At 69.1% G+C, this 23,662-nt stretch carries 14 protein-coding genes; 7 read left to right on the forward strand and 7 right to left on the reverse strand.

Annotation, left to right across the window (positions count from 1 at the left end):
* Positions 1–2 precede the first annotated feature (2 nt).
* Genes glgB through malQ form a run of 3 tightly spaced genes read left to right on the forward strand, consistent with a single transcriptional unit; the run spans position 3 to position 5,808 of the window.
* Positions 3–2,195 (forward strand): 1,4-alpha-glucan branching protein GlgB, encoded by a 2,193-nt coding sequence (gene glgB / locus ACO07H_RS11960; protein WP_422014354.1) that lies wholly within the window; start codon positions 3–5, stop codon positions 2,193–2,195.
* A gap of 8 nt (positions 2,196–2,203) precedes the next feature.
* Positions 2,204–4,300, forward strand: a complete 2,097-nt coding sequence (gene glgX, locus ACO07H_RS11965) for a glycogen debranching protein GlgX (protein WP_422014356.1) — start codon at positions 2,204–2,206, stop codon at positions 4,298–4,300.
* Positions 4,297–5,808: a 4-alpha-glucanotransferase gene (gene malQ, locus ACO07H_RS11970; protein WP_422014358.1), complete on the forward strand. Its 1,512-nt coding sequence runs from the start codon at positions 4,297–4,299 to the stop codon at positions 5,806–5,808. Before glgX ends, malQ begins: the two co-directional genes overlap by 4 nt.
* A 105-nt stretch (positions 5,809–5,913) precedes the next feature.
* Here the strand turns inward: malQ and ACO07H_RS11975 are convergent, their stop codons facing one another.
* Positions 5,914–7,014, reverse strand: coding sequence for an integron integrase (locus ACO07H_RS11975; protein WP_422014360.1), 1,101 nt, complete (start codon positions 7,012–7,014; stop codon positions 5,914–5,916).
* A gap of 1,171 nt (positions 7,015–8,185) precedes the next feature.
* Here ACO07H_RS11975 and ACO07H_RS11980 point away from each other — a divergent pair.
* Positions 8,186–8,599: a hypothetical protein gene (locus tag ACO07H_RS11980; protein ID WP_422014362.1), complete on the forward strand. Its 414-nt coding sequence runs from the start codon at positions 8,186–8,188 to the stop codon at positions 8,597–8,599.
* Positions 8,600–8,953: 354 nt separating this feature from the next.
* Here the strand turns inward: ACO07H_RS11980 and ACO07H_RS11985 are convergent, their stop codons facing one another.
* Both ACO07H_RS11985 and ACO07H_RS11990 read right to left on the reverse strand, forming a co-directional pair.
* Positions 8,954–10,783, reverse strand: coding sequence for a glycoside hydrolase family 13 protein (locus ACO07H_RS11985; protein WP_422014364.1), 1,830 nt, complete (start codon positions 10,781–10,783; stop codon positions 8,954–8,956).
* On the reverse strand, positions 10,780–12,411 hold the full coding sequence (locus ACO07H_RS11990) for an alpha-amylase family glycosyl hydrolase (protein WP_422014366.1): 1,632 nt from the start codon (positions 12,409–12,411) through the stop codon (positions 10,780–10,782). Before ACO07H_RS11990 ends, ACO07H_RS11985 begins: the two co-directional genes overlap by 4 nt.
* Positions 12,412–12,530: 119 nt before the next feature.
* Here ACO07H_RS11990 and ACO07H_RS11995 point away from each other — a divergent pair, with 119 nt between their 5' ends.
* Positions 12,531–15,257: an alpha-1,6-glucosidase domain-containing protein gene (locus tag ACO07H_RS11995; RefSeq protein WP_422014368.1), complete on the forward strand. Its 2,727-nt coding sequence runs from the start codon at positions 12,531–12,533 to the stop codon at positions 15,255–15,257.
* Here the strand turns inward: ACO07H_RS11995 and ACO07H_RS12000 are convergent.
* Entirely contained in the window at positions 15,221–15,994 is a 774-nt protein-coding gene (locus ACO07H_RS12000) for a substrate-binding periplasmic protein (RefSeq protein WP_422014370.1), read from the reverse strand. The genes ACO07H_RS11995 and ACO07H_RS12000 overlap by 37 nt on opposite strands.
* 238 nt (positions 15,995–16,232) lie before the next feature.
* Here ACO07H_RS12000 and ACO07H_RS12005 point away from each other — a divergent pair, with 238 nt between their 5' ends.
* On the forward strand, positions 16,233–19,751 hold the full coding sequence (locus ACO07H_RS12005) for an alpha-1,6-glucosidase domain-containing protein (protein ID WP_422014372.1): 3,519 nt from the start codon (positions 16,233–16,235) through the stop codon (positions 19,749–19,751).
* 70 nt (positions 19,752–19,821) lie between these two features.
* On the forward strand, positions 19,822–21,006 hold the full coding sequence (locus ACO07H_RS12010; RefSeq protein ID WP_422014374.1) for a tetratricopeptide repeat protein: 1,185 nt from the start codon (positions 19,822–19,824) through the stop codon (positions 21,004–21,006).
* Positions 21,007–21,018: 12 nt separating this feature from the next.
* On the opposite strand, the gene ACO07H_RS12015 is transcribed toward ACO07H_RS12010, so the two are convergent.
* From ACO07H_RS12015 to ACO07H_RS12025, 3 genes are all read right to left on the reverse strand, one after another.
* Positions 21,019–21,345 carry a YkgJ family cysteine cluster protein gene (locus ACO07H_RS12015; protein WP_422014376.1) on the reverse strand — a complete coding sequence of 109 codons (327 nt, stop codon included), beginning with the start codon at positions 21,343–21,345 and terminating at the stop codon, positions 21,019–21,021.
* 62 nt (positions 21,346–21,407) lie between these two features.
* Positions 21,408–22,850, reverse strand: a complete 1,443-nt coding sequence (locus ACO07H_RS12020) for a bifunctional serine/threonine-protein kinase/universal stress protein (RefSeq protein WP_422014378.1) — start codon at positions 22,848–22,850, stop codon at positions 21,408–21,410.
* Positions 22,850–23,626 (reverse strand): metallophosphoesterase family protein, encoded by a 777-nt coding sequence (locus ACO07H_RS12025; RefSeq protein WP_422014380.1) that lies wholly within the window; start codon positions 23,624–23,626, stop codon positions 22,850–22,852. The genes ACO07H_RS12020 and ACO07H_RS12025 overlap by 1 nt, the downstream gene beginning before the upstream one ends.
* Positions 23,627–23,662 lie beyond the last annotated feature (36 nt).

Consider the following 23,662-nt stretch of genomic DNA (forward strand, 5'->3'; position numbering starts at 1 on the left):
CGATGATCCAGGACGCCGACGTCGACGCATTGCTGGCCGGTCGCCACAGCGACCCCTTTTCGCGCCTGGGCCTGCATGCGGACGACGCCGGCAAGCTGTGGGTGCGGGTGCTGCTGCCGGGTGCGGACGCGGTCGTGCTGCACGATGCCGCCAGCGGCAGGCAGATCGTCGAGCTGGCACATCGCCGCGGCGGCTTCTTCGAGGCGGCCGTGCCGCGCCGCAAGCACCGCTTCGACTACCGGCTGGCCGTGCGCTGGAGCGGCGGCGGGGAGGGCGTCTACGCCGACCCCTACAACTACTACCCGCAGCTCGGTGACGACGAACTGCAGGCGCTGGCCGAGGGCCGGCACCCGCGCCCCTATCTGAGCCTGGGCGCGCACGTCGTGCAGCATGGCGACATCAGCGGCGTGCGCTTCGCCGTCTGGGCCCCCAACGCACGTCGCGTCAGCGTGGTCGGCAGCTTCAACAACTGGGACGGCCGCCGCCACGCGATGCGGCTGCGCCATGTGGCCGGCGTGTGGGAGATCTTCGTGCCGCATGCGGCACTCGGCGACCTGTACAAGTTCGAGATCATCTCGGGCAGCGGCGCGCTGCTGCCGCTGAAGGCCGACCCCTACGCACGGCGTGCGCAGTTGCGGCCCGACAACGCCAGCATCGTCGCGGCCCTGCCCGAGCCCACGCCGCTGCCGCGCCAGCGCGAGCGCGCCAACCGGCGCGAGTCGGCCATCAGCGTCTACGAGGTGCATGCCGGCTCGTGGCGGCGCGGCGCGGACGGCGGCTTCATGACCTGGGACGAGCTGGCCGCGCAATTGCCTGCCTATGCCGCCGACCTGGGCTTCACGCACCTGCAGCTGATGCCCGTCAGCGAGCATCCGTTCGACGGCTCCTGGGGTTACCAGACGCTGGGCCTGTACGCCCCCAGCGCCCGCTTCGGCCCGCCCGAGGGCTTCGGCCGCTTCGTCAAGGCCTGCCACGACCAGGGCCTGGGCCTGCTGCTGGACTGGGTGCCGGCGCATTTCCCGGTCGACGCCTTCGGCCTGGCCGAGTTCGACGGCACGCATCTCTACGAGTACGCCGACCCCAAGGAAGGCTTCCACCGCGACTGGAACACGCTGATCTACAACTTCGGCCGCACCGAGGTGCGCCAGTTCCTGGTCGGCAACGCGCTGTACTGGGTGGAGCGCTGGGGCGTGGACGGCCTGCGCGTGGACGCCGTGGCCAGCATGCTCTACCGCGACTACTCGCGGCCCGAAGGCCAGTGGATTCCCAACGCCCGCGGCGGCCGCGAGAACCTGGAAGCCATCTCGCTGCTGCGCGAGATGAACGAGCGCGTCGGCGAGGTGGAGGGCGCCATCACCGTGGCCGAGGAGAGCACCAGCTTCCCCGGCGTCTCCGCACCCACCTACGCCGGCGGCCTGGGCTTCCACTACAAATGGAACATGGGCTGGATGAACGACACCTTGCGCTACATGGCCGAGGACCCGATCAACCGCCGCTGGCATCACGACAAGATGACCTTCGGGCTGATCTATGCGTTCAGCGAGAACTTCATGCTGCCCATCTCGCACGACGAGGTCGTGCACGGCAAGGGCAGCATGCTGGCCAAGATGCCGGGCGACCCGAATGATCCGAACTTGTGGCAGAAGTTCGCCAACCTGCGCGCCTACTACGGCTTCATGTGGGGCCACCCGGGCAAGAAGCTGCTGTTCATGGGCCAGGAGTTCGCGCAGGGCCACGAGTGGCGGCAGGACGAGAGCCTGCCCTGGGGCCTGCTGCACGACGAGCGCCACGCCGGCGTGCAGCGCCTGGTGCGCGACCTCAACCGCCTGTACCGCGACCGCCCCGAGCTGCATCGGCTGGACAGCGAGTCCGGCGGCTTCGAGTGGATCAGCGCGCATGACGCCGAGCATTCCATCTTCGCTTGGGTGCGCCGCGATGGCAGCGGCCGCATGGTGATCGTCGTCTGCAACATGACGCCGGTGCCGCGCGAAGGCTATGTGCTGGGCGTGCCCGACGGCGTGACTGCCTGGCGCGAGGCGCTGAACACCGATTCGGTCTATTACGGCGGCAGCAACCTCGGCAACGGCATGGCTGCTGCCGGCCTGCCTGTGCAGGACCGTCCGGCGCATGGCCGGCGGCTGTCGATCACGCTGACGTTGCCGCCGCTGGCGACGGTCTTTTTGGTGCCTATCTGAACCGTTCGATGGCTCACCTCCCCGACCTGCAACCCGGCTGGCACGAGCCCTTGGGCGCGCTCGCCCGCGACGGCGGCGTCAATTTCGCCGTCTTCAGCGAGAACGCGACGCGCATCGAGCTGTGCGTGTTCGACGGCGAAGGCCAGCGCGAGCTGCGCCGCTACACGCTGGACGGCCCGCACGACGGCGTCTTCCATGGCTTCCTGCCCGGCGTTGGCCCCGGCCTCGTCTACGGGCTGCGCGCCCACGGCCCCTACGCGCCGGAGCGGGGCCACCGCTTCAACCCGCACAAGCTGCTGCTGGACCCGTATGCGCGTGAGATCGTGGGCCACTTCGGCTGGCGTGCCGAGCACCACGGCTACGAACTGGGCCACCCCGACGGCCCGCGCTCGCAGGACACGCGCGACAACGCGACGCAGGCGCTGAAGGCCAGGGTGGCGCCGCCACCCGAACCGGGTGTTCGCCTGCACCATGCCCGCCGCGCGCCGGCCGACGTGGTGTTGTACGAGGTCCACGTGAAGGGCTTCTCGAAGCTGCTGCCCGGTGTGCCCGAGGCGCTGCGCGGCACCTACGCCGGCCTGGCCCATCCGGCGTCCATCGCGCACTTCAAGCGGCTGGGCGTGACGACGCTGTCGCTGCTGCCGGTGCAGTACTGCATCGACGAACCACACCTCGCCGAGCGCCGCCTGCGCAACTACTGGGGCTACAACACGCTGGGCTTCTTCTGCCCCGACCCGCGGCTGACTCAAGGCCAGCACCGCGGCGACCCGAGCGCCGTGACGGCGGAATTCCGCGCGATGGTGGACGCGCTGCACGCGGCCGGCCTGGAGGTGGTGCTGGACGTCGTCTACAACCACACGCCCGAGGGCAACGAATTCGGCCCGACGCTGAGCTGGCGCGGCCTGGACAACAAGACCTGGTACCGCCTCGTCAGCGGCGACTGGAGCCGCTACGAGAACCTGACCGGCTGCGGCAACACCGTGCACTGCTCGCACCCTCGCGTCACGCAGTTCGTGCTGGATTCGCTGCGCTACTGGGTCGGCGAGCTGGGCGTGGACGGCTTCCGCTTCGACCTGGCGCCGGTGCTGGGTCGCAGCTCGCACGGCTTCGACCCCAACGCCGCGTTCTTCACGGCGCTGCGGCAGGACCCGGTGCTGGCCGGCGTGCATCTGATCGCCGAGCCCTGGGACGCGGCCTACGACGGCTACCAAGTGGGGCGCTTCCCGGGCCGCTTCCTGGAGTGGAACGACAAGTTCCGCGACGCGGTGCGCGGCTACTGGCTGCGCGCCGGCGCGCACGGCGTGGGCCGCGGCGAGCTGGCGCGGCGCTTCATGGCGTCCAGCGACGTGTTCCACCACGGCCAGCGCCTGCCGAACGCATCGATCAACTTCGTGGCCGTGCATGACGGATTCACGCTGGCCGACCTGACCAGCTACTCGGCCAAGCACAACCAGGCCAACGGCGAGGACAACCGCGACGGCCGCGACGGCGAGCTGTGCGCGAACTTCGGCGCCGAGGGGCCGGCCGACGACGCTGCCATCAACGCCACCCGCGACCGCGTGCGCCGGGCGCTGCTGGCCACGACGCTGCTGGCGCAGGGCACGCCCATGCTGTGCGCCGGCGACGAGATCGCCCACAGCCAGGGCGGCAACAACAACGCCTATTGCCAGGACAACGCGACGACCTGGCTGAACTGGGACCGCGCCGATGGCGGCCTGACCGAGCTGGTCGCCCAGCTGCTGGCGCTGCGCGCCGCCGAGCCGCTGCTGCGTCACCCCCGCTGGTTCGCAGCGGGCGCCGGCATGGCGGGTGACGCAGGCATCGGCTGGTACGCCCCGAGCGGCCACGAGATGAGCCCCAACGACTGGCACGACGCCGGCCAGCACGCCTTCGGCGCACAACTGCGCGAGGCCGGTGCCAGCAGGCCGAGGCTGATGATCGTCTTCAACCCCGATGCCACGCCGCTCCCGTTCCTGTTGTGCAACGGGCCGTGGCAACTGGTGCTGGACAGCAGCGGCGAGTCCGCGCTGGACTTCGTGCCCGCCGGCCAGCCGCTCGGCGTGCCGGCCCGATCCCTCCTTGTGTTGCGACAAGCCTCGCCATGAACCTGAATCAACGCGCCTCCGGTGTGCTGCTGCACATCACCTCGCTGCCCGGCCCGCACGGCATGGGCGACTTCGGGCCCGACGCCTACCGCTTCGTCGACTGGCTGCAGGCCGCCGGCCAGTCCATCTGGCAACTGCTGCCCACCACGCCCATCGGCCCCGGTGACAGCCCTTACCAGGGCGTGTCGGCCTTTGCCGGCAGCCCCTGGATGGTGGCGCTGGAGCCGCTGGTCGCCAAGGGCTGGCTGCAGCAGCCCGATGTGCCGGCCTTCGACGGCGCGCTGGTCGACTACGGCGCGGTCACGCCCTGGCGCGAGCAGCAGCTGCGCGCCGCCGCCGCCGGCTTCTTCGCCCGAGCGACGGCCGACGACCGCGCTGCCTTCGCTGCCTGGTGCGTGGCCCAGCAGAGCTGGCTGGACGACTACGCGCTGTTCATGGCCATCCGCTCGCCGCTGAACGGCCAGCCGTGGTGGACCTGGGAGGACGGCCTGAAAAAGCGCAAGCCCAAGGCGCTGGCCGAGGCGCGCAAGACCTACGCTGACGAAATCGCCTTCTGGCAGTTCGTGCAGTGGCAGTTCGACGTGCAGGTTGGCGCGCTGAAAAGCTATGCCAACGCGCGCGGCGTGCACCTCATGGGCGACCTGCCCATCTTTGTCGCGCACGACAGCGCCGACTGCTGGTCGCGCCCCGACCTGTACCACCTCGACAAGGACTTCCAGACCACGGTCGTCGCCGGCGTGCCGCCCGACGACCTCGGCCCGATGGGCCAGCGCTGGGGCAATCCGCTGTACCGCTGGGACAGGATGGCCGCCGAAAACTACGCCTGGTGGACCGCGCGCGTGCAGCGGGCACTGAGCCAGGCCGACGTGTTCCGCATCGACCATTTCCGCGGGTTTGCCGGCTACTACGAGATCCCCGCCAGCAGCCCGGACGCGAAGCAGGGCCGCTGGGTCGCCGGCCCGGGCATCGCCCTGTTCGACGCCATCAAGCAGGCGCTGGGGCCGCTGCCCATCGTGGCCGAGGACCTGGGCTTCATCACCGACGACGTGCACGCGCTGCGCGACGGCTGCGGCTTCCCCGGCATGAAGATCCTGCAGTTCGGCTTCGGCGCCGAGGCCGACCACGAGTTCCTGCCGCACAACTGGTCCCGCACCGCCGTGGCCTACACGGGCACGCACGACAACGACACCGTGCGCGGCTGGTGGGACCGGGCCTTGCCGCGCGAGCGCCAGTTCGCCGGCTCCTACCTGCCGTGCAACGAGCAGGACGTGCACTGGGCCATGATCCGCGCCTGCGCCAACTCGGTGGCCAACATGGCCGTCTACCCGCTGCAGGACGTGCTGGGGCTGGGCAGCGAACACCGCATGAACGTGCCCGGCGTGCTGGGCGGCAACTGGGGCTGGCGCTTCCAGTGGGATTGGCTGGGCGCCGAGCCGACCCGCGTGCTGGGGCTGATCACGGCGGCGGCCGGGCGGGGGCCGTTCGAGCTGTTGAAGCTGCCGGGCTGAGCCGCCGGTCGGCGGGGAGGGTTGCGAACCCTGGCGCCCACCGCACCGCGGCGGCGGCCGCGGCCGCCAAACGCACCCCCCACCTGTTCGCCGCCGGCAAGCGGCTCAGAGCGCGTCGAGCGGGCTGCGCACCGCACCGCCACCGAGCTTGAGCACGTGGGTGTAGATCATCGTGGTGGCCACATCGGCATGGCCGAGCAGGTCCTGCACCGTGCGGATGTCGCTGCCGGCCTGCAGCAGATGCGTCGCAAAGCAGTGGCGCAGGGTGTGCGGCGTCGCGGCCTTGGCGATGCCGGCCGCGTGCACCGCACGCTTGAAGGCTCGCTGAAAGGTCTGGTCGTACAGGTGGTGGCGGCGCACGACGCCGCTGCGCGGATCGGTGGCGTGGTGATCCTGCGGAAAGACCCAGAACCAGGGCCACGAGGCCCCGGCGCGCGGGTATTTGGCATCCAGCGCGTGCGGCATCTCGACCCCGCCTCGGCCGCCGGCCTGGTCGGCCAGCCACAGGTCGTGCGAGCGCGCGAGCTGCTCGCGCAGCCCGCAGACGAGTGCCTGGGGCAGCATCACGATGCGGTCCTTGCCGCCTTTGCCCTCCCGCACCACGATGGCGCTGTGGGCGAAATCCACGTCCTTCACCCGCAGCTGCAGCCCTTCGCTGATCCGCAGCCCGGTGCCATACAGCAGCTGCGCAAACAGCCGATGCACGCCGTCGAGTTGACGCAACACGGCCGACACCTCGCCGTGGCTGAGCACCACGGGCAGACGCTTTTTCACCCGGGGGCGGCCAATGTCCTGCATCCACGGCAGGTTCACGCCCAGCACCTTGGCGTAGAGAAACAGCAGGGCCGACAGCGCCTGCTTGTGCGAAGCCGGCGCAAGCTGCCGCTCGCCGGCCAGCCAGGTCAGGAACGCCTCGACCTGCGGCCCTCCCAGGTCCTTGGGATGCTGGCAGCCATGAAATCGGATGAAGGCCTTGCACCAGTGCACATAGGCGTCCTCCGTGCTGCGGCTGTAGTGCAGCAGCCGGATGCGCTCGCGCAACTGATCGAGAAGCCGGGGTGCCTGGAGCGGCGGTAGAGTCGGTGGCGCTGCTGGCGGCGATTGCCGCCGTGAGCCCGAACCACCCACCGGCTGCGCGGTGCTCAGCGGCATTGCCATGCACACCTCCAAACTCGGGTTAACCCTTGTCTTCTCCGGCTGCGACACGTGCTGCTTTTGTCGGATGGATAAGACTGTATGAAAAAACAGTCTATGCGTCGGCAGGCCAGGCTTCAAGCGCCCGCGATGGCCACGGTCCCCTCAGAGTTATGGAGACCGGGGCCGGCAAAACCGGCAAAACTGTCGCCCCATATCAATAGTTAGGCCGCACATGTCGAGCGCCGCCCTGCCGTCGTCAGTTGCCCAGGATCTTGGCGCCCTCGTATCTAAGCTGGAGGCGCGGGGCGCTTTCCCAGTTCGCTGCGAGCAATCGGATTCCTTTGGCAACTTCGAGGTCACCTTTGCTTGCAAGTCGTTCACCTTCTCTGTCGTCCGCGACCGCGGTCAGTTTCACACTGGTCAAACCGATCGTGAGCTTCTCGAGGCTGCAGGGCTCTGGCGCAGCTTCAGCGGCGTTCAGTCGCTGGTCGGTCCACTATGCGCATGGGTTGAGTCGCAGAATGCGGCCTAACCAGTCGCTCGAGCCGACTCGCGTCGGCAAGCCGCCGCTCGCGGCTCAGCTTCAACGTTGGGCGGCATAGAGATGCTTAGAACCGCTTTAGCAAGTCTGGCCCTTTTAGCCGCGGTGTCGGCCCAGGCAGTTGAGCTTTCGGTCGTCACAACGAAAGGGTACGTCGCGTTAGCGGTACCGGACGATTGGCGCGTGCTCTCCACCCAGACCAGGCCACCCATCTCGGCGATGGCCTTTCAAATTTTCAACGCCGCCGATGAAGGGACGCAGCACTCTACAAACGTCGCGGTCTCCTTTTTCCACGTCGACTTTGATCGAGGCAGGCAGGCCGCCGAGGCGCCGGTACGTGCCTACGGCGAAAGAGAACCTACCGTGGAAGCTGTGGGTGGCTGGACAACCTACTCACAGGAGGCGACGCAGGGCGGCGTGAAGTACGTGATAGTTGACGCAAGGCGTCCTTTCGCGGACGTAGTAGCGGCGGTGCGCATTGCGTGGCCAAAATTGGCGGGGAACCCACCGGACTACGACGTGCGCATGCGCTCCGCGTTCGACACGCTTCTCAGGTCTGTGTCGGGCGGCCTTGGTCCATTGCCTCAAAAGGAAGGCCAAGTCATACGTAGGCCGGTCCAATGACGCCCAACCCTTCGCTGCAGCGGACGGCTCCGCAGCCCGCTGAACTAAGACGTTAGGCCGCAGGAAATTTAGCTCATGTACGACGAACGCTGGACTACCGGAACTGTGGCAGTAGTGATCTCCGCCAACGAGCTGCCACGCTTCTACTCGATTCAGGAGGACCTGCATTCAGAATTACTGCTGAATGGTGAGGCGTTTACAGATTCGGGCTCAGGAGATTGGCTAGGGTTCTATGACTGGTTAAGAACGAAAAGTGATGAAGTTATTGGCGTGAGGATCTGGGTAGATAAACCAAACCGCCATTTGAGCAATGCCGCGCGTTGTCTTAACGTGGCTTCTGCGAAGAATAACTTTCCCTTTGTTATTTATTTCAGCAGCGATCGCGAATTCGAGGACATCAAATCTTGTGATCAGGAATTTGGTTCTAATATGTTATTTCTCAGTTCTGAAAAATTTGCGTTCACGTTTAGTTCTCCCCGCACATCATGAGCATTTCAATTGAACTGGCGGTGAAGGCTCGGGAACTGCGGCCTAACCGGTCTACAGGGACTTCCCGGTTAATCAACCGTTTCGGTATTAGCTGCTTTCGATACGTGCCTTTGCTGTTTTCCCTCAAGACCTGAGTTCTGGTTCGATGCGGCTTCGCAGAGAACAGACTGCACATCTACAGGCGGCCTTGTTGCACTCGGGTTTCGGTGCGGGCCCAGATACCAACCGCTCAGCAGGGCTCCATTCACTCGCCGCCGTCGCCACCATGGGCGCAGCACAGGGTTAGTCGAGCTTGCCTGCTGCCGGTCTGACCTGTGTGAGTTCACGGCCGCGCTCAGGCCTTGACGGCCCAGCTCAATGCTCGAACTCCAGGATCAACGGCCCGCGCGGCGGCACGGTCAGCCGGTCCGCCAGCGTGAACGCCTGGCCGCTGAGCACGTCGCGCGCGCGCGTGCCGGCGGCCACGCGCTCCGGGAACCGGGAGAGCGGCAACGCTACCGTCTTGTCCGTCTTGTTCAGCACCACCATCACCGAGCGCCCCACGTCGTAGCGGAAGAACACATAGCAGCCACCCACCGGCGCGTACTGCATCAGCGCGCCGTCGTGGATGACGGTCGTGCGCTTGCGCCAGGTGAACAGCCGCCGCACCCAGTCCTGCATGTCGCGCTGCTGGGCCGTCAGGCCCGCGCCGGTGAAGGCGCTGACGGCATCGCCGGACCAGCCGCCCGGCATGTCAGCCCGGACGCGGCCGTCGTCGCGTTCCACGGGGCTCTGCATCAGGATCTCGGTGCCGTAGAACACCTGCGGGATGCGCCGCGTCGTGGCCAGATAGGCCAGCGCGATCTTGGTCAGGCCTACGTCGTTCTTCAACAGCGAGAACAGCCGAGGCGTGTCGTGGTTGCCTTCGAACAGCACGAGGTTGGCCGGGTCGGCGTAGACGAAGTCGTGGGCCAGCCCTTCGTACAGCCGCGTGATGCCGGAGAACGGGCCGTCGTCCTCGGTCAGCGCGGCCAGCAGGTGGGATTGCAGGGGGAAGTCCATCAGGCTGGGTGTGTGGGACACGTAGCCGTCGTGGTTGCGCTTGCCGCGCTGCCAGTAGGCGACGACGGCCGGGTGCGGGCTCCATTCCTCGCCGACGATGTTGAGCTTCGGGTACTCCTGCATGACGCGGGCCGACCAGCGGGTCAGGAACTCGCGGTCGGAATAGCTGTAGGTGTCGGTGCGCAGGCCCGACAGCCCGGCGCTTTCTATCCACCACAGCGTCATCTGCGTCAGGTAGGTGGCCAGCTCCGGGCGGCGCTGGTTCAGGTCCGGCATGCCGGGGGTGAACCAGCCGTCGGTGAAGCGCTTGCGGTCGCTGGGTGCGGCGTAGGGGTCCTGCAGCGTCATGCGCGCGTGGTGGGTCTCGGTGTAGCCCTGGGGCCACTGGTTGAGCCAGTCGGGCGCGGGCAGGTCGGCCATCCACCAGTGGTCGCTGCCGATGTGGTTGAGCACGATGTCCTGGATGATGCCCACGCCCAGCGCTTTCGCTTCGGCGGCGAAGGCGCGGAAGTCGTCGTTCGTGCCGAAGCGCGGGTCCACCTGGTAGAAGTCGGTGGCCGCGTAGCCGTGGTAGCTGTAGGTCGCGCTGTCGTTCTCGACCAGTGGCGTGGGCCAGACCTGCGTGAAACCCAGGCCGGCGATGTAGCCCAGGTGCCGGCGCAGGCCGGCCAGGTCGCCGCCATGGCGGCCACCGGGGTCGGCGCGGTTGACGCCTTGCTTCATGCCGCCTTGCCGGCCGCTGCCACCCTGCGCGAAGCGGTCGGGCACGACGAGGTAGATCGCGTCCCTGGGGCCGAAGCCCTGGCGCTCGGCCGAGCCCGGCGCGCGGGCCTGCAGCGGGTAGCGCAGCGTGGTGCCGGCCACCGTCAGCACCAGCTCGCCCGGTTGCGCGTCGGCGCCGATGTCCAGGTCCACGAACAGGTAGTTGGCGCTGTCCGCGCGGTGGCTGGCAACGAGCCTGACGCCGGTGTAGGGCGCCAGCTCGGGCGTCGCATCGGCGATGCCGGGCGCGTGCAGCATCAGCTGCAGCGAGGTGTTGCGCATGCCCACCCACCAGTTCGGCGGTTCGACATGCTGAAGGCCGGCGGCCATCGTGTTCAGGCTCATCAGAAGGCTGGTGACAAGGGTGATCAGGGGCTTCATCGCGCGTCCAGGCGGTACACGCGCAGCGACAGCGGCGGCAGCGTGAGGCGTGCACCGCCGGCGGCATCGGCCTTCAGTGCGGTGCCCCCGGCGGGATAGGCCGCCTTGGCGCGCGCCGCGGGCGGCAGGCCGGCCAGGGTGACGGTGGCCGGCTGGTCGCCGTAGTTGATGGCGACGACGCTGCGCTCGCTGCCCTGCACGCGCTGGAAGCTCCACACCGGGCCGTCGACCTGGCCGGCCTCGTAGCGGCCCAGGGCCAGCGAGGGCTGCGAGCGGCGCAGCTGGATGAGCGTGCGGTAGAAGTTGAACAGCGAGCCGGCGTCGCGCATCTGGCTGGCGGCGTTGTGGCTGGTGCGGTTGGGCGACAGCGGCCGGAAGGGCGCGTCGCTGGTGGTGAACCCGCCGGCCGGCGTCCAGCTCATGGGCGCGCGCAGCGGCTCATCGCCTGCGCCGTCGATGCCGGCCTGGCCGATTTCCTCGCCGTAGTAGACGAAGGGCGTGCCGGGCAGCAGCAGGTAGCTGGCCGCCGCGAGCCGGTAACGCGCCTCGTCGCCAGCCAGTTGGTCCCACAGGCGTCGGCCGGTGAAGATGTCGTGGTTGTGCAGGAAGGTTGCCATCGTCGGCGACATGGTCTGGTAGTAATCCGCCACCTTCTGCACCGCCGCCGCGTCGCCCTGCGCGGCCTTGACCATCTCGTAGTTCAGGTTGAACGCGAACGCGCCGCCGCACAGCGCCGGGTCGCCGTAGGCGATGGGTTCGGCCGTGGCCTCGCAGACGACGTAGCGGTTGGGATAGCTCTTGATGAGGTCCTGGAACTGCTTGGTCAGCCGGCGGCTTTCGGGCTGGTCGTTCCAGTCGCGGGCGTTGTTCTCGATCAGGTGCGGCACGGCGTCCAGCCGGTAGCCGTCCAGCCCGCGGTTGAGCCAGAAGCGCAGCGAATCCTCGTGGTACTGCACGACGGCCGGGTTGCGCAGGTTGAAGTCGGGCATGTGCGGCCCGAAGGTGCCGAAGAAGGTGTCGGGCGTGCCCGGCTTGGGCGGGGCCAGGTCTTTCAGCTCGCCCGTGTAAGTCCAGGGCGCGGTCGCGGCGTCGTACCAGGGGTACTTGCCCCAGATGTCCCATCCCGGGCCGGGGTCGGCGTTCCAGACGAACCAGTCGCGCCAGGGGCTGCCGCGGTCCTTCAGCGCCGCCTGGAAGGCCGGGAAACGGTACGACGCATGGTTGACGACGTAGTCCATGACGATGCCGATGCCGCGCTTGTGGGCCTCGCGGACCAGCGCGTCGAAGTCGGCCAGCGTGCCGTACTGCGGCTCGATGGCGCGGAAGTCGGTCGTCGCGTAGCCGTGGTCGTGGTCGGCACTGGCCGTGATGGGCATCAGCCACAGGCCGCTGACGCCCAGCTTTTGCAGGTAGTCCAGCCTGCGCGTGAGCCCGCGCAGGTCGCCGATGCCGTCGCCATCACTGTCCTGGTAGCCGCGCACGAAGATTTCCATGAACACGCCGTGCTGCCAGTCCGCTGGCAACGTGCTCGGTCGCGGTTGCGCGGGCACCGGGCGCGTGTCGACCTGCGCCTGTGCGGTGAGCGCTGCGGCGAGCAGCAAGCGGGTCAGCAGCTTGGGTGTGTTCATGTATTCAAACTACTTTGCCTTGGGTGAAGAAGCATATCGGCATGGTCGAATCGGTCGCCATAGGAGGTTTCGATAAATGTAGTTTTGCTACTATTTGATGAACAAGACAGGAGATTGCTATGCCCGCTCGCCATGCGCTGCTCGCGCTGCTGGGCCTGATGCTGGCGGCCGGCGAGGTCCGCGCCGGCGATCTGGACGATTGCAACGCCCCGGTGCCGATGCCAGCGCCTGCGGCAAGGCCGGCGGCCGAGGCGTACTGGCTGAGCGCCGGCACGCTGCAATGGCCGGGGCTGACCCTGCAGCCGGGCGAGCGTGTGCGGCTGCACCATGCGCGCGATGCGGGCATGCGTGCCACTGCAGGTGGGCCGGTGGCGGGTGCGGACGGTGCGGTCGATTTGCTGCCGAGCGCGGCGGCGCTGCCGCCGAACTTCCGCTTCATCGGCGACGGCCCGCGCTTTGCCATCGCCGGCGCCGACGTGAAGGCGCTGCTGCGCGAGCAACTGCTGCTGGTTCACGAGGCCGCGGACGGTCGGGTCATCGCGGCCACGGGCGTCCAGTTGCCGGGCGCGCTGGACGATCTCTACGCCGCCGCCGAGCGGGTGGCCGACCTCGGTGCGCACCCGGCCAACGCGCAGACGGTCTTCGCCGTCTGGGCGCCGACCGCGCAGCGCGTGCTGCTGTGCCGCTACGCGGGGCCGGAGTCGCCCGCCATCGCCGCCGATGCGATGCAGCTCGACCCGTCCACCGGTGTCTGGCGTGCCGGGTCGCCTGGCAACCTGAGCGGTCAGGCCTACCGCTACCTGGTCGACGTCGTGACGCCCACGCATGGCCGGGTGCGCAACCTCGTGACGGACCCGTACTCGGTGGCGCTGACGGCCGACTCGCAGCGCAGCCTCGTCGCCGACCTGGCGGCCCCGGCGCTGAAGCCGCGCGGGTGGGACGCCGCACGGCGGCCCACCCGGGTGAAGGTGGCGACGGACCAGGTCATCTATGAACTGCACGTGCGCGACTTCTCCATCAACGACGCGACGGTTCGCCCGGCCTGGCGCGGCAAATACCTGGCCTTCACCGAGGGCGGCTCCAACGGCATGAAGCACCTGAAGGCGCTGTCGAAAGCCGGGCTGACCGACGTGCACCTGCTGCCGGTCTTCGACCTCGCCAGCGTGCCTGAGCGCGGCTGCAAGACGCCCGTGGTGCCTGCCGCGCCGGCCGACAGCGACGCCCAGCAGGCGGCCGTGATGGCCGTTGCCGCGGACGACTGCTTCAACTGGGGCTACGACCCCTGGCACTTCAATGCGCCGGAAGGCAGCTATGCGACCGATCCGCTCAAGCGCGTGGTGGAGTTCCGCCAGATGGTCATGGCCCTGCACGCCGCCGGCCTGCGCGTGGGCATGGACATGGTCTACAACCACACGACCGCGGCCGGCCAGCATCCGAAGTCGGTGCTGGATCGCCTCGTGCCGGGCTACTACCAGCGGCTCAACGCCAGGGGCGAGGTGGAGCGCTCGACCTGCTGCGACAACACGGCCACCGAGCACCGCATGATGGCCAAGCTGATGATCGACTCGGCGGCGCTGTGGGTGCGCGAGTACAAGATCGATTCGATGCGCTTCGACCTGATGGGCCACCAGCCGCGCGAAGCGATGCAGCGGCTGCAGGCGCGCGTCGATGCCGAGGCGGGCCGGCCGGTGCAGTTGCTGGGCGAGGGCTGGAACTTCGGCGAGGTGGCCGACGGCGCGCGCTTCGTGCAGGCGTCGCAGCTGTCGTTGAACGGCAGTGGCATCGGGTCGTTCAGCGACCGGGGCCGGGACGCGGCGCGCGGCGGCGCGGCGGGCGAGCGCGGCGACGACAGCGTGCGCCGCCAGGGCTGGCTCAACGGGCTGGTCTACGCGCCCAACGCGCTGGCCAATCCAAAGCCGGAAGAGCTGCTGGCGGCTGCCGACATGATCCGCGTCGCCCTGGCCGGCTCGCAGCGCGACGTCGAGCTGACGACCTGGCGCGGCGAGACGCGGCGGCTCGACCAGATCGCCTACGGCGACCAGCCGGCGGGCTTCGCGTCGCAGCCGTCAGAGGTCGTCAACTATGTCGAGAACCATGACAACCAGACGCTGTTCGACGTCAATGCGCTGAAACTGCCGCTGGCCACCAGCCGCGCCGACCGTGCGCGCGTGCAGATGCTGGGCGCCGCGCTGGTCGCGTTCAGCCAGGGCATCGCCTACTTCCATGCCGGCCAGGACATCCTGCGCAGCAAGAGCCTGGACCGCAACAGCTACGACTCCGGCGACTGGTTCAACCGGCTGGACTGGACGTATCGCAGCAACCATTTCGGCACCGGCCTGCCGCCGAAGCAGGACAACTTCGGCCAGGACGGTCGCGACTGGGCGCTGGCGCGCGAGCGGCTGGCCGACCCTGGCATCGCACCCGGCCCGGCCGAGATCGCATGGGCGCGCGACGTGTTCCGCGACCTGCTGAAGATCCGTGCGAGCACGCCGCTGTTCCGGCTGGCGAGCGCGGCCGAGGTGAAGGCGCGCGTGAGCTTTCCCGGCAGCGGCGCGGGCCAGAACGCGGTGCTGGTGGGCGTGCGCATCGACGGCCGGGGTCTGCCAGGCGCCGGGTTCGAGGCCGTGCTGGCGCTGATCAACGTCGCGCCGACCGCGCAAGTGCTGGCGCTGCCCGAAGAAGCCGGCACGCGCTGGACGCTGCATCCCGTGCACCAGCGCGGCGCCGACGAGCGCGTGAGCCGCGAGGCGCGAGCCGAGGCGGGCCGCTTCGAGGTGCCGGCGCGCAGCGCGGTGGTGTTCGTCGTGGATCAGCGCAGGTCTTCAAGCCTGACCTTCAGGCCATAGCGCTTGAACAGCCGTTCGATGCTGCCGTCGGCCAGCATCGCGTCGTGTGCCTCGTTCAGCCGTGCCACTTCCGCGTCGGTGATGCCGCCCTGGGCGGCCAGCCAGACGTCGGCGGATTCCAGCGCCAGGCCCGCCTGCAGCTTCGCCGGGTCGCGGCCGGCGCGCCGCCAGGCATCGGTGTGGATGATCTCGCTGCCGTACACCGCATCGACCAGGCCGCGTTCCAGCGCGCGGTGCATATCGGAGATGCTGGTGGCCGGGTAGATGCGGTCGGCAAGGATGCCCTGCTGCTGCAGCTTGCCGAGGTTGGAAGAGCCACGCAGCCCGCTGACGCGCAGCGTGCGCAGCTGCGCGGCGTTCTCCACCCGCGGTTTGCCGGCCAGCGTCAGGAAGACGAAGTGCTGCGCATACAACTTCACCAGCCACTGGAACCTGCCCTCGCGGTCCGGCGTGCGGTTCAGCGGCAGGATGAGGGTGCGCGGCTTCTCGGCGGCCAGCAGCATCGCCCGCGCCCAAGGGTAGAACTCCACCTGCGCCGCCAGCTCGCCCCGCTTGAGCATGGCCTCGACCAGGTCGACCAGCACGCCGCGCTGGCCGGGTTCGCCGGGCATCGCCATCGGCGGCAGCTCGCCAGTCACCAGCCGCAGCGGCGGGGAGGGGGTCTGGGCCTGCGGGCCGGTCGATGGCCAGAGCAGGGCGGGCAGCGTGGTGAGGGCGAGTCGTCGACTTGGTTGCACCGCAGCATCGTCTCAGCCCTCGGCGCCGGCTGCAAGCATGGTTCTCGCCACTTTCAAGGGTGCTATTCACGACCAGCGGTTTCGCCCTCGAGGCCGCACCTGGCGACACGGCCCATGTCGCTACTTCAGTGGGCGTACTGGAGTTTTGCTCCGGGAAATTACTAGATTTATGTGTAGTTTTACTTCATAAGATCAGGTCAAACATCCCCGCGACGACGGGGCGCATGACGGAGACACCATGCAGACCTTGCGAAACAGCTTCTGGACCCTTGCTCTGGTCGTGGCCCTGACGGCGTGCGGCGGCGGTGGCGGCAGTCAGCCGTTGAGTGAGGCCATGCCGCTCGCTGCGGCACCGGAGGCGGGCATCGGCAACGAGGCGGCCTTCCAGAAGATCCTGTCAGCGCAACCCGCGAGCCCTGCGGCGGACGTGCCGGCGACGACGTTGACCATCCACTACCGGCGAACTGCTGGCGACTACGCCGGCTGGCAGCTGCACCATTGGGGCGCTGCGGCCGGCGTCGACTGGAACGCCGGGCGCAATGCCGACGGCAGCGACGCCTTCGGCGTCTACTACAACGTGCCGCTGGCCGCGCAGACCGGCACGGTGGGCTATCTCTTCCACAAGGGCGACGACAAGGACCATGGCGGTGCCGACCAGAGCTATGTGCTGAAGGCCGGCAAGAACGAGATCTGGCGCATCCAGGGCGACGGCACCACCTACGCGAGCAACCCGCTCGGCAACCCGGCGCCCGACATCACGACGGTGCGCGTGCACTACAGGCGCTTCGACGGTAACTTCGCCGCCTGGGGACTGCATCTGTGGAGCGGCAGCGGCCTGGACGCCGGCCGCGTACCGGCCGGCGTCGCCATCGGCGAATGGGGCAACCCGGTGGCCTTCAACAAGATGCCCAACGACGCAGCGGCCAGCGCCGGCGAGGTCGTCTTCGACCTGCCCGTGCTCAACCCCAGGGACGACGCGTCACGCAAGTCGCTGGAGTTCATCATCCACGGCATGCCGCCCAACCAGGACAACAAGGACGGCCGCCCCGACAACATCCGCGTGGACTACGGCGCGTTGACCCTCCAGAACCAGGTCGGCGAGGTGTGGATCGTGCAGGGCGACGCGCAGGTCTACGTCGCGCCACCGGACACCCGCAGCGTGTCCACGACCGATGCCAGGGCTTACTGGCTGACGAAGCAGCTCATCCAGTGGCCGCAAGTCGACTCTGGCGGCGTCTTCAAGCTCTACCACTCGGCCAACGCGCAGATCACCGCCGTCAGGGACGGCAAGGTCGCCGGTGCCGACGGTGCTCTCGTGCTGGACCGTTTTGCCGGCAGCGTGCCGGCGGCGGCGGCCCTGCGCTTCAAGTTCATCGGCAGTGGCGTCGTGCTGGCCGTGAAGGACGCCGATCTCGCCCAGTTGGGCGAACTGCACAAGAAGCAGTTGCTGCTCGTGCAGGAAGACGCCGGCGGCAACGTGCAGAACGCGACCAGCGCACAGGCACCCGGTGCGCTGGACGACCTCTACGCTGCCGGCGCCAATGTCAACGACCTGGGCGTCAAGGTGGCCGACGGCCGGACCACCTTCAAGCTGTGGGCACCCACGGCGCAGCGCGTGCTGCTGTTCACCTACGACAGCGGCACGGCCGATGCCGAGGGGTTCGATGCGATGAGCTTCGATGCCGCCACCGGCGTGTGGAGCGTGGCGAAGCGGGGCGACCTGTCCGGCAAGTACTACCGCTTCGCCGTCGAGGTGTTCGTGCGCGGCGTGGGCATCGTGCGCAACCTCGTCACCGACCCCTACTCGGTCAGCCTGACGACCGACTCCAAGCGCAGCTACATCGCCGACCTCGGCGCCGCCGGCCTCAAGCCGGCCGGCTGGGACAGCGCGCCGATCTCGTCCAAGGTCGCCGCGCCCACCGACATGGCCATCTACGAGCTGCACGTGCGCGACTTCTCGGCCAACGACATGAGTGTCAGCGCCGCCAACCGCGGCAAGTACCTCGCCTTCACGGAGGCCGGCTCCAACGGCATGAAGCACCTGAAGGCGCTGGCCGACGCCGGCCTGACCGACGTGCACCTGCTGCCGGTGTTCGACATCGCCAGCGTGCCCGAGAGCGGCTGCACGACGCCGTCGCCCGCCGGCGCGCCGGACGGCGAGACGCAGCAGGCTGCCGTGGCGGCGACGGCGGCCGGCGACTGCTTCAACTGGGGTTATGACCCCTGGCACTACAACGCGCCGGAAGGCAGCTACGCCAGCTCGGCCGCCGACGGCGCACGGCGCATCGTCGAGTTCCGCCAGATGGTGCTGGGCCTGAAGAACGCCGGCCTGCGCGTGGGCATGGACGTGGTCTACAACCACACCACCGCCTCGGGTCAGAACGAGAAGTCGGTGCTGGACCGCATCGTGCCCGGCTACTACCACCGGCTGGACGCGGCCGGCAAGGTCACCAACTCGACCTGCTGCGACAACACCGCCACCGAGAACCTCATGATGGCCAAGCTCATGAGCGACTCGGTGCTGCAGTGGGCGCGGGACTACAAGATCGACTCCTTCCGCTTCGACATCATGGGCCACCAGCCCCGCGCGGTCATGGAGGCGATGAAGGCGCGGCTGAAGACCACGCTGGGCCGCGACATCCAGCTCATCGGCGAAGGCTGGAACTTCGGCGAGGTGGCCGACGGCGCCCGCTTCGTGCAGGCCACGCTGTACAGCCTCAACGGCTCGGGCATCGGCAGCTTCAACCCCATCATCCGCGACGCCGTGCGCGGCGGCGGCTGCTGCGACAACGGCACGGCGCTGGTCAGCAACCAGGGCTGGGTCAGCGGGCTGTACTACGACCCCAACGAGCTGGGCGGTGGCCGCTCCCGCACCGAGCTGATGTGGCTGGGCGACCAGATCAAGGCGTCGCTCGCCGGCAGCCTCAGGAGCTACCAGTTCACCACCCACTGGGACGAGCTGCGCACGGCCGAGAGCCTGGGCAACTTCATCGGCTGGAGCACCCAGCCGGACGAAGTCGTCAACTACGTCGAGAACCACGACAACCTGACGCTGTTCGACACGCTGGCGCTGCGCCTGCCGACGGCCACCAGCCGCGAGGACCGCGCCCGCGTGCAACTGCTGGCCAATGCGCTGAACGCCTTCAGCCAGGGGGTGGCCTACTTCCACGCCGGCACCGACTTGCTGCGCAGCAAGAGCCTGGACCGCAACAGCTACGACAGCGGCGACTGGTTCAACCGGCTGGACTGGCGCTACGAGGACAACGGCTTCGGCGCCGGCCTGCCGCCGCAGGGCGAGAACGGGGCCAACTGGTCGCTGATCCAGCCCTTCCTGGCCAACGCGTCCATCAAGCCCGCGCCGGGCGACATCGCCTGGATGCGCGATGCCTTCCGCGACCTGCTGAAGATCCGCGCCAGCTCCACGTTGTTCCGCCTGCGCACGGCTGACGACATCCAGGCGCGGCTGAAGTTCCTGAACACCGGCTCGGCCCAGAACCCGGTTGTCATCGCCGCGGCGCTGGACGGCGCGGGCTATGCAGGCGCCGGCTTCAGGCGCGTGGTCTACCTCGTCAACACCGACAAGGCCGAGCAGACGCTGACGGCACCCAGCGAGATGGGGCTGGCGCTGGAGCTGCACCCGGTGCACCGGGCCGCAGGCGCGGCCGACCAGCGGGTGGCCACCGGCGCGCGCTTCGACAGCGCGGCGGGCCGCTTCACGCTGCCGGCGCGCTCGGCGGCCGTTTTCGTGCAACGCTGAAATCCCGGGGGCATGACCGGCGATATCCCGGCGCAGGCGCACTAAGCTTGGGACGAGGAGGCAACCCGCCATGACCCTTCGCTCCTTGCTCGCCATCGTCGGTTTCGCCGGCCTTGCCGGCTGCGCCACGGCACCGCCAGGCGCCATGCCGTCGCGCGACGGCCTGTTCCAGGATTCGGCCTTCAAGCCGCCCACCGTGCGCATCGTGCCCGGCGATGCGATCGCCATGAGCCCGGAAATGCAGCGGTTCGCGGATGGTCAGGCGCGCAGCGAGATCCACCAGAAGGGTCTGCGTGATGGCCTGATCAGCGCGCTGTACAGCAAGGGCCAGTTGCAGCTCGAGTACGACAGCGCCCGCACGCGCAACGCCGCCGAGGCGTTCGATGCCAAGCGCGGCAACTGCATGTCGCTGGTGCTGATGACGGCGGCGTTCGCGCGCTACTACAGCCTGCCGATGACCTTCAACAGTGTGTACATCGAGGAGATGTGGACGCGCTCAGGCGGCCTGTATTTCGTCGCCGGGCATGTGAACGTCACGCTGGCGCGCATCGCCACGCCGACCAACAGCTTCGTGTGGGGCAGCGACAACCTGCTGACCATCGACTTCCTGCCTCCCGGCATCATGCGCGGCCAGCGCAGCCGCCCGGTGGAGGAGGCCACCATCATCGCCATGTACCTGAACAACCGCGCGGCCGAGGCGCTGACGGAAGGCGACATCGACAACGCCTACTGGTGGGCGCGTGCCGCCATCGAGACCGACCCGCGCTGGCTGGCCGCCTACAACACGCTGGCCGTGCTGTACCGGCGCAAGGGCCTGGGCGACCACGCCGAGTCCACGCTGCGCATGGTGCTGGAGCGCGAGCCGCTGAACGTGCAGTCGCTGTCCAACCTGGCGCTGGTGCTGAACGACGCGGGCCGGCACGCCGAGGCCCAGGTCTTCACGGAGCGGCTGGCGCAGATCCAGCCGATACCGCCGTATCAGTTCTTCGACCAGGGCCTGGCGGCGCTGCGGGCCGGCGACTTCGCCGCCGCCCGCGAGCTGTTCCGCAAGGAGATCGCCCGCGATGCCTATGTGTCCGAGTTCCACTTCTGGCTGGGCGTGGCCAGCTATCGCATGGGTGACGTGTCCGCCGCGAAGGGCGAGATCACGCGCGCGCTGCAGAACAGCGCGACCGTGAAGGACAAGGCGCTGTACGGCGCGAAGCTGGCGTGGTTGAACGAACAGCGCCGGCAGAGTGTGCTGGAGCGCCGGTAGCGGGCGGGCCGGTCAGATCGGCGCCAGCCCGTGCCGGGCGCGGGCCCGCGCGCAGGCGTCGTCGCCCAACCCCATCGGCGCCCGTTCGCCAAACTCGCGGCAGGGCGAGGGCCGCCATTCATGGATGCCGCAACTCGCCTTCTCGCCAATCCGGCCGCTGAGTGCCGCGCAGCGCGGTGGCGCATGGTCGGTGCCACGCATGCGCACGAGGCTTGCGGTGAGTTCCACCGCCAGTCCGTCCGGCACGCGGCCGCCTTCGCTCTGCAGCTCGCTGCGGTCGAAATCGACGCGAAAGCAGGCGCAGCAGGCGCCGCAGGTCAGACAGGGGTTGTCGCTCATCGCGCCAGTCTAAGCAGTCTCAGTGCGCCCTGCGGCGCCCGCGATGACCAGGCTGCCACCGGTCACGCCGCGGGCTGGCGCACCACGGTGACCGTGCAGTCCGACTCGGCCACCACCTGGCCCGACACGCTGCCGAGATACCGCCGCAGCGCCGACGCACCGCGCGCGCCCATGACGATGTGGTCCACGCCGTTGCGGTGGGCGAAGTCGATGAGGGCGCCGGCCGCGTCGGGTGCCTCCAGCACGTGGAAGGTCAGCCGGCCGTCGGCCAGGTCCAGCGCCTTGCTGATCGGGTGCGCCCAGTGCTTGAGCGCGATGAGCTGCTTCACGTGCAGGCTCTGGCCGTGCTTGTCGGTCAGCTCGTCGATGCCGATGCGGTTCACGCGCATGACGGACACGCAGGCCAGCCGGGCGCCGGCCTCGGTCTGCACGATGCGCCGTGCCGTCTCCTGCAACTGGTTCAGCAGCTCGGGCGTCGCGTGGTCCACATCCACCGCGGCCATGACGATGGGGCTGCGCGCGAGCTGCTCGCCGCCTGGTGGCACGGGCGTGGGCTCGGCGCCGAGCGCGAAGAACCAGCGCTTGAGCCGGCGCATGACGCCGCTGACCTGCAGCTTCTCGGCGCGCGACGTCAGCGGCACGCCCTCGGGCTCGCGCAGGTCCAGCGCGAGCTGTGCGGCACTCTGGTAGCGCCGCTCAGGTCGCACCTCCAGGCAGTGCAGGATGACCTCCTGCAGCCATTTCGGCAGCTCGGGACGGAGGGCGCGCGGCGGCACGGGCTCCACGTACAGCCGCCGCCGCAGGCCGCGCACCGAGTCCGGCTGGCCGAACGGCCGCTCGCCGGTGGCCAGGTGGTAGAGCATGACGCCCAGCGCGAACAGGTCGCTGCGCGGATCGTTGCGCACGAACTGCACCTGCTCGGGGCTCATGTAGGGCCCCGTGCCCATGGGCAGCGTGAACTCCTCTTCCAGCAGGTCGGGCAGCTGCTCGTGGCGGCTCAGGCCGAAGTCCACCAGCACCGCGGTGCCGTCGGGGCGGAACATGATGTTGCTGGGCTTGATGTCCAGGTGCACGACGTGCTGGCGGTGCAGCGCGGCCAGCGCCGTGGCCACGCGGGCGCCGATGTCGGCCACCTCTTCGGGCGGCAGCGGCGCGTCGTCCAGCCGCGGGCGCAGCGTGTCGCCCGGGATGTGCTCCATGACGATGTAGGCCTGGCGCGTCCAGTCGCCGCGCGCGATGTAGCGCGGCACATGCGGGCCGCTGAGCTGCGGCATCAGCATCTGCTCGACCTCGTAGCCGACGATGGTGGCCGGGTCCTCGCCGCCCTTGATGCGCGGCACCTTCATCAGCAGTTCGCAGCCGTCGTCCGTCCCGTCGGTGCGGCTGACACGCCAGAGGTTGGCCATGCCGCCCTGGTGCAGGCGCGCCTCCAGCCGGAAGCCGTCCAGCACCTGGCCGGCCTGCAGCGGCGCAGCAGGCGCGGGTGGCGACGCGGCGGCCATCATCACTGCCCCAGTGTCAGCCGGCGCGCCAGGCGTTCGGCGATCTGCGGCGGCAGGTCGCTGGCGCGCAGGGCCGCGCTCGCGGCCTCCACGTCATAGGCCACGCGCCGGAACGTGACGCGGGCATCGTCGTGCTCGGCGGCACCGGGCTCCAGCAGCGCGTAGCAGGCCGCGGGGTTGCCGTCGCGCGGCTGCCCGCAGGACCCGGGGATGATGAGCCACTGCCGGTGCTCGGGCAGCGGCATGGGCACGTCGGCCACCGGTTGGAAGTCTCCGGCCTTGCCGGTGCCCGACAGGTGGAACAGCATGGGGTCGTGCATGTGGCCGCAGGCCTGGATGCGCGCCGGGTGGGCGTGCAGGCTCTTCACCGCCTCGGCGCGGCCCTGCACGTAGTCCCAACCGGGCGGGTCGAAAGCGTTGGCATGCACGAACAGGCAATGTCCTGGCTCGCCCTGCGCCTGCAGCGGCAGCCGGCTCAGGAAGCGCAGCTGGTGCTCGTCGAGCTGGGCGCGCGTCCAGTCGATGACCGCGCGTGCATCCGGGTGCATGGACGGCGAGCCGCCGCCGGCCACGGCCTCGTCGTGGTTGCCCTGCACGGCCAAAGCGCCGTCCGCCACCAGCGCCATGACCTGGTCGACCACCCAGGCCGGGTCGGCGCCGTAGCCGACGAAGTCGCCCAGCAGCGCATGGCGCGTGGCGCCTTGCGCGCGGGCGTCGGCCAGCACGGCCTCGAAGGCCTGCCGGTTGGCATGGATGTCGGTGATCAGGGCCCAGCGCATGACGGCAGCTTGCCACGACGGACTGACACCGGGCCA

It is taken from the genome of Roseateles sp., from assembly GCF_965229315.1.
Lineage (GTDB): Bacteria > Pseudomonadota > Gammaproteobacteria > Burkholderiales > Burkholderiaceae_C > Pelomonas.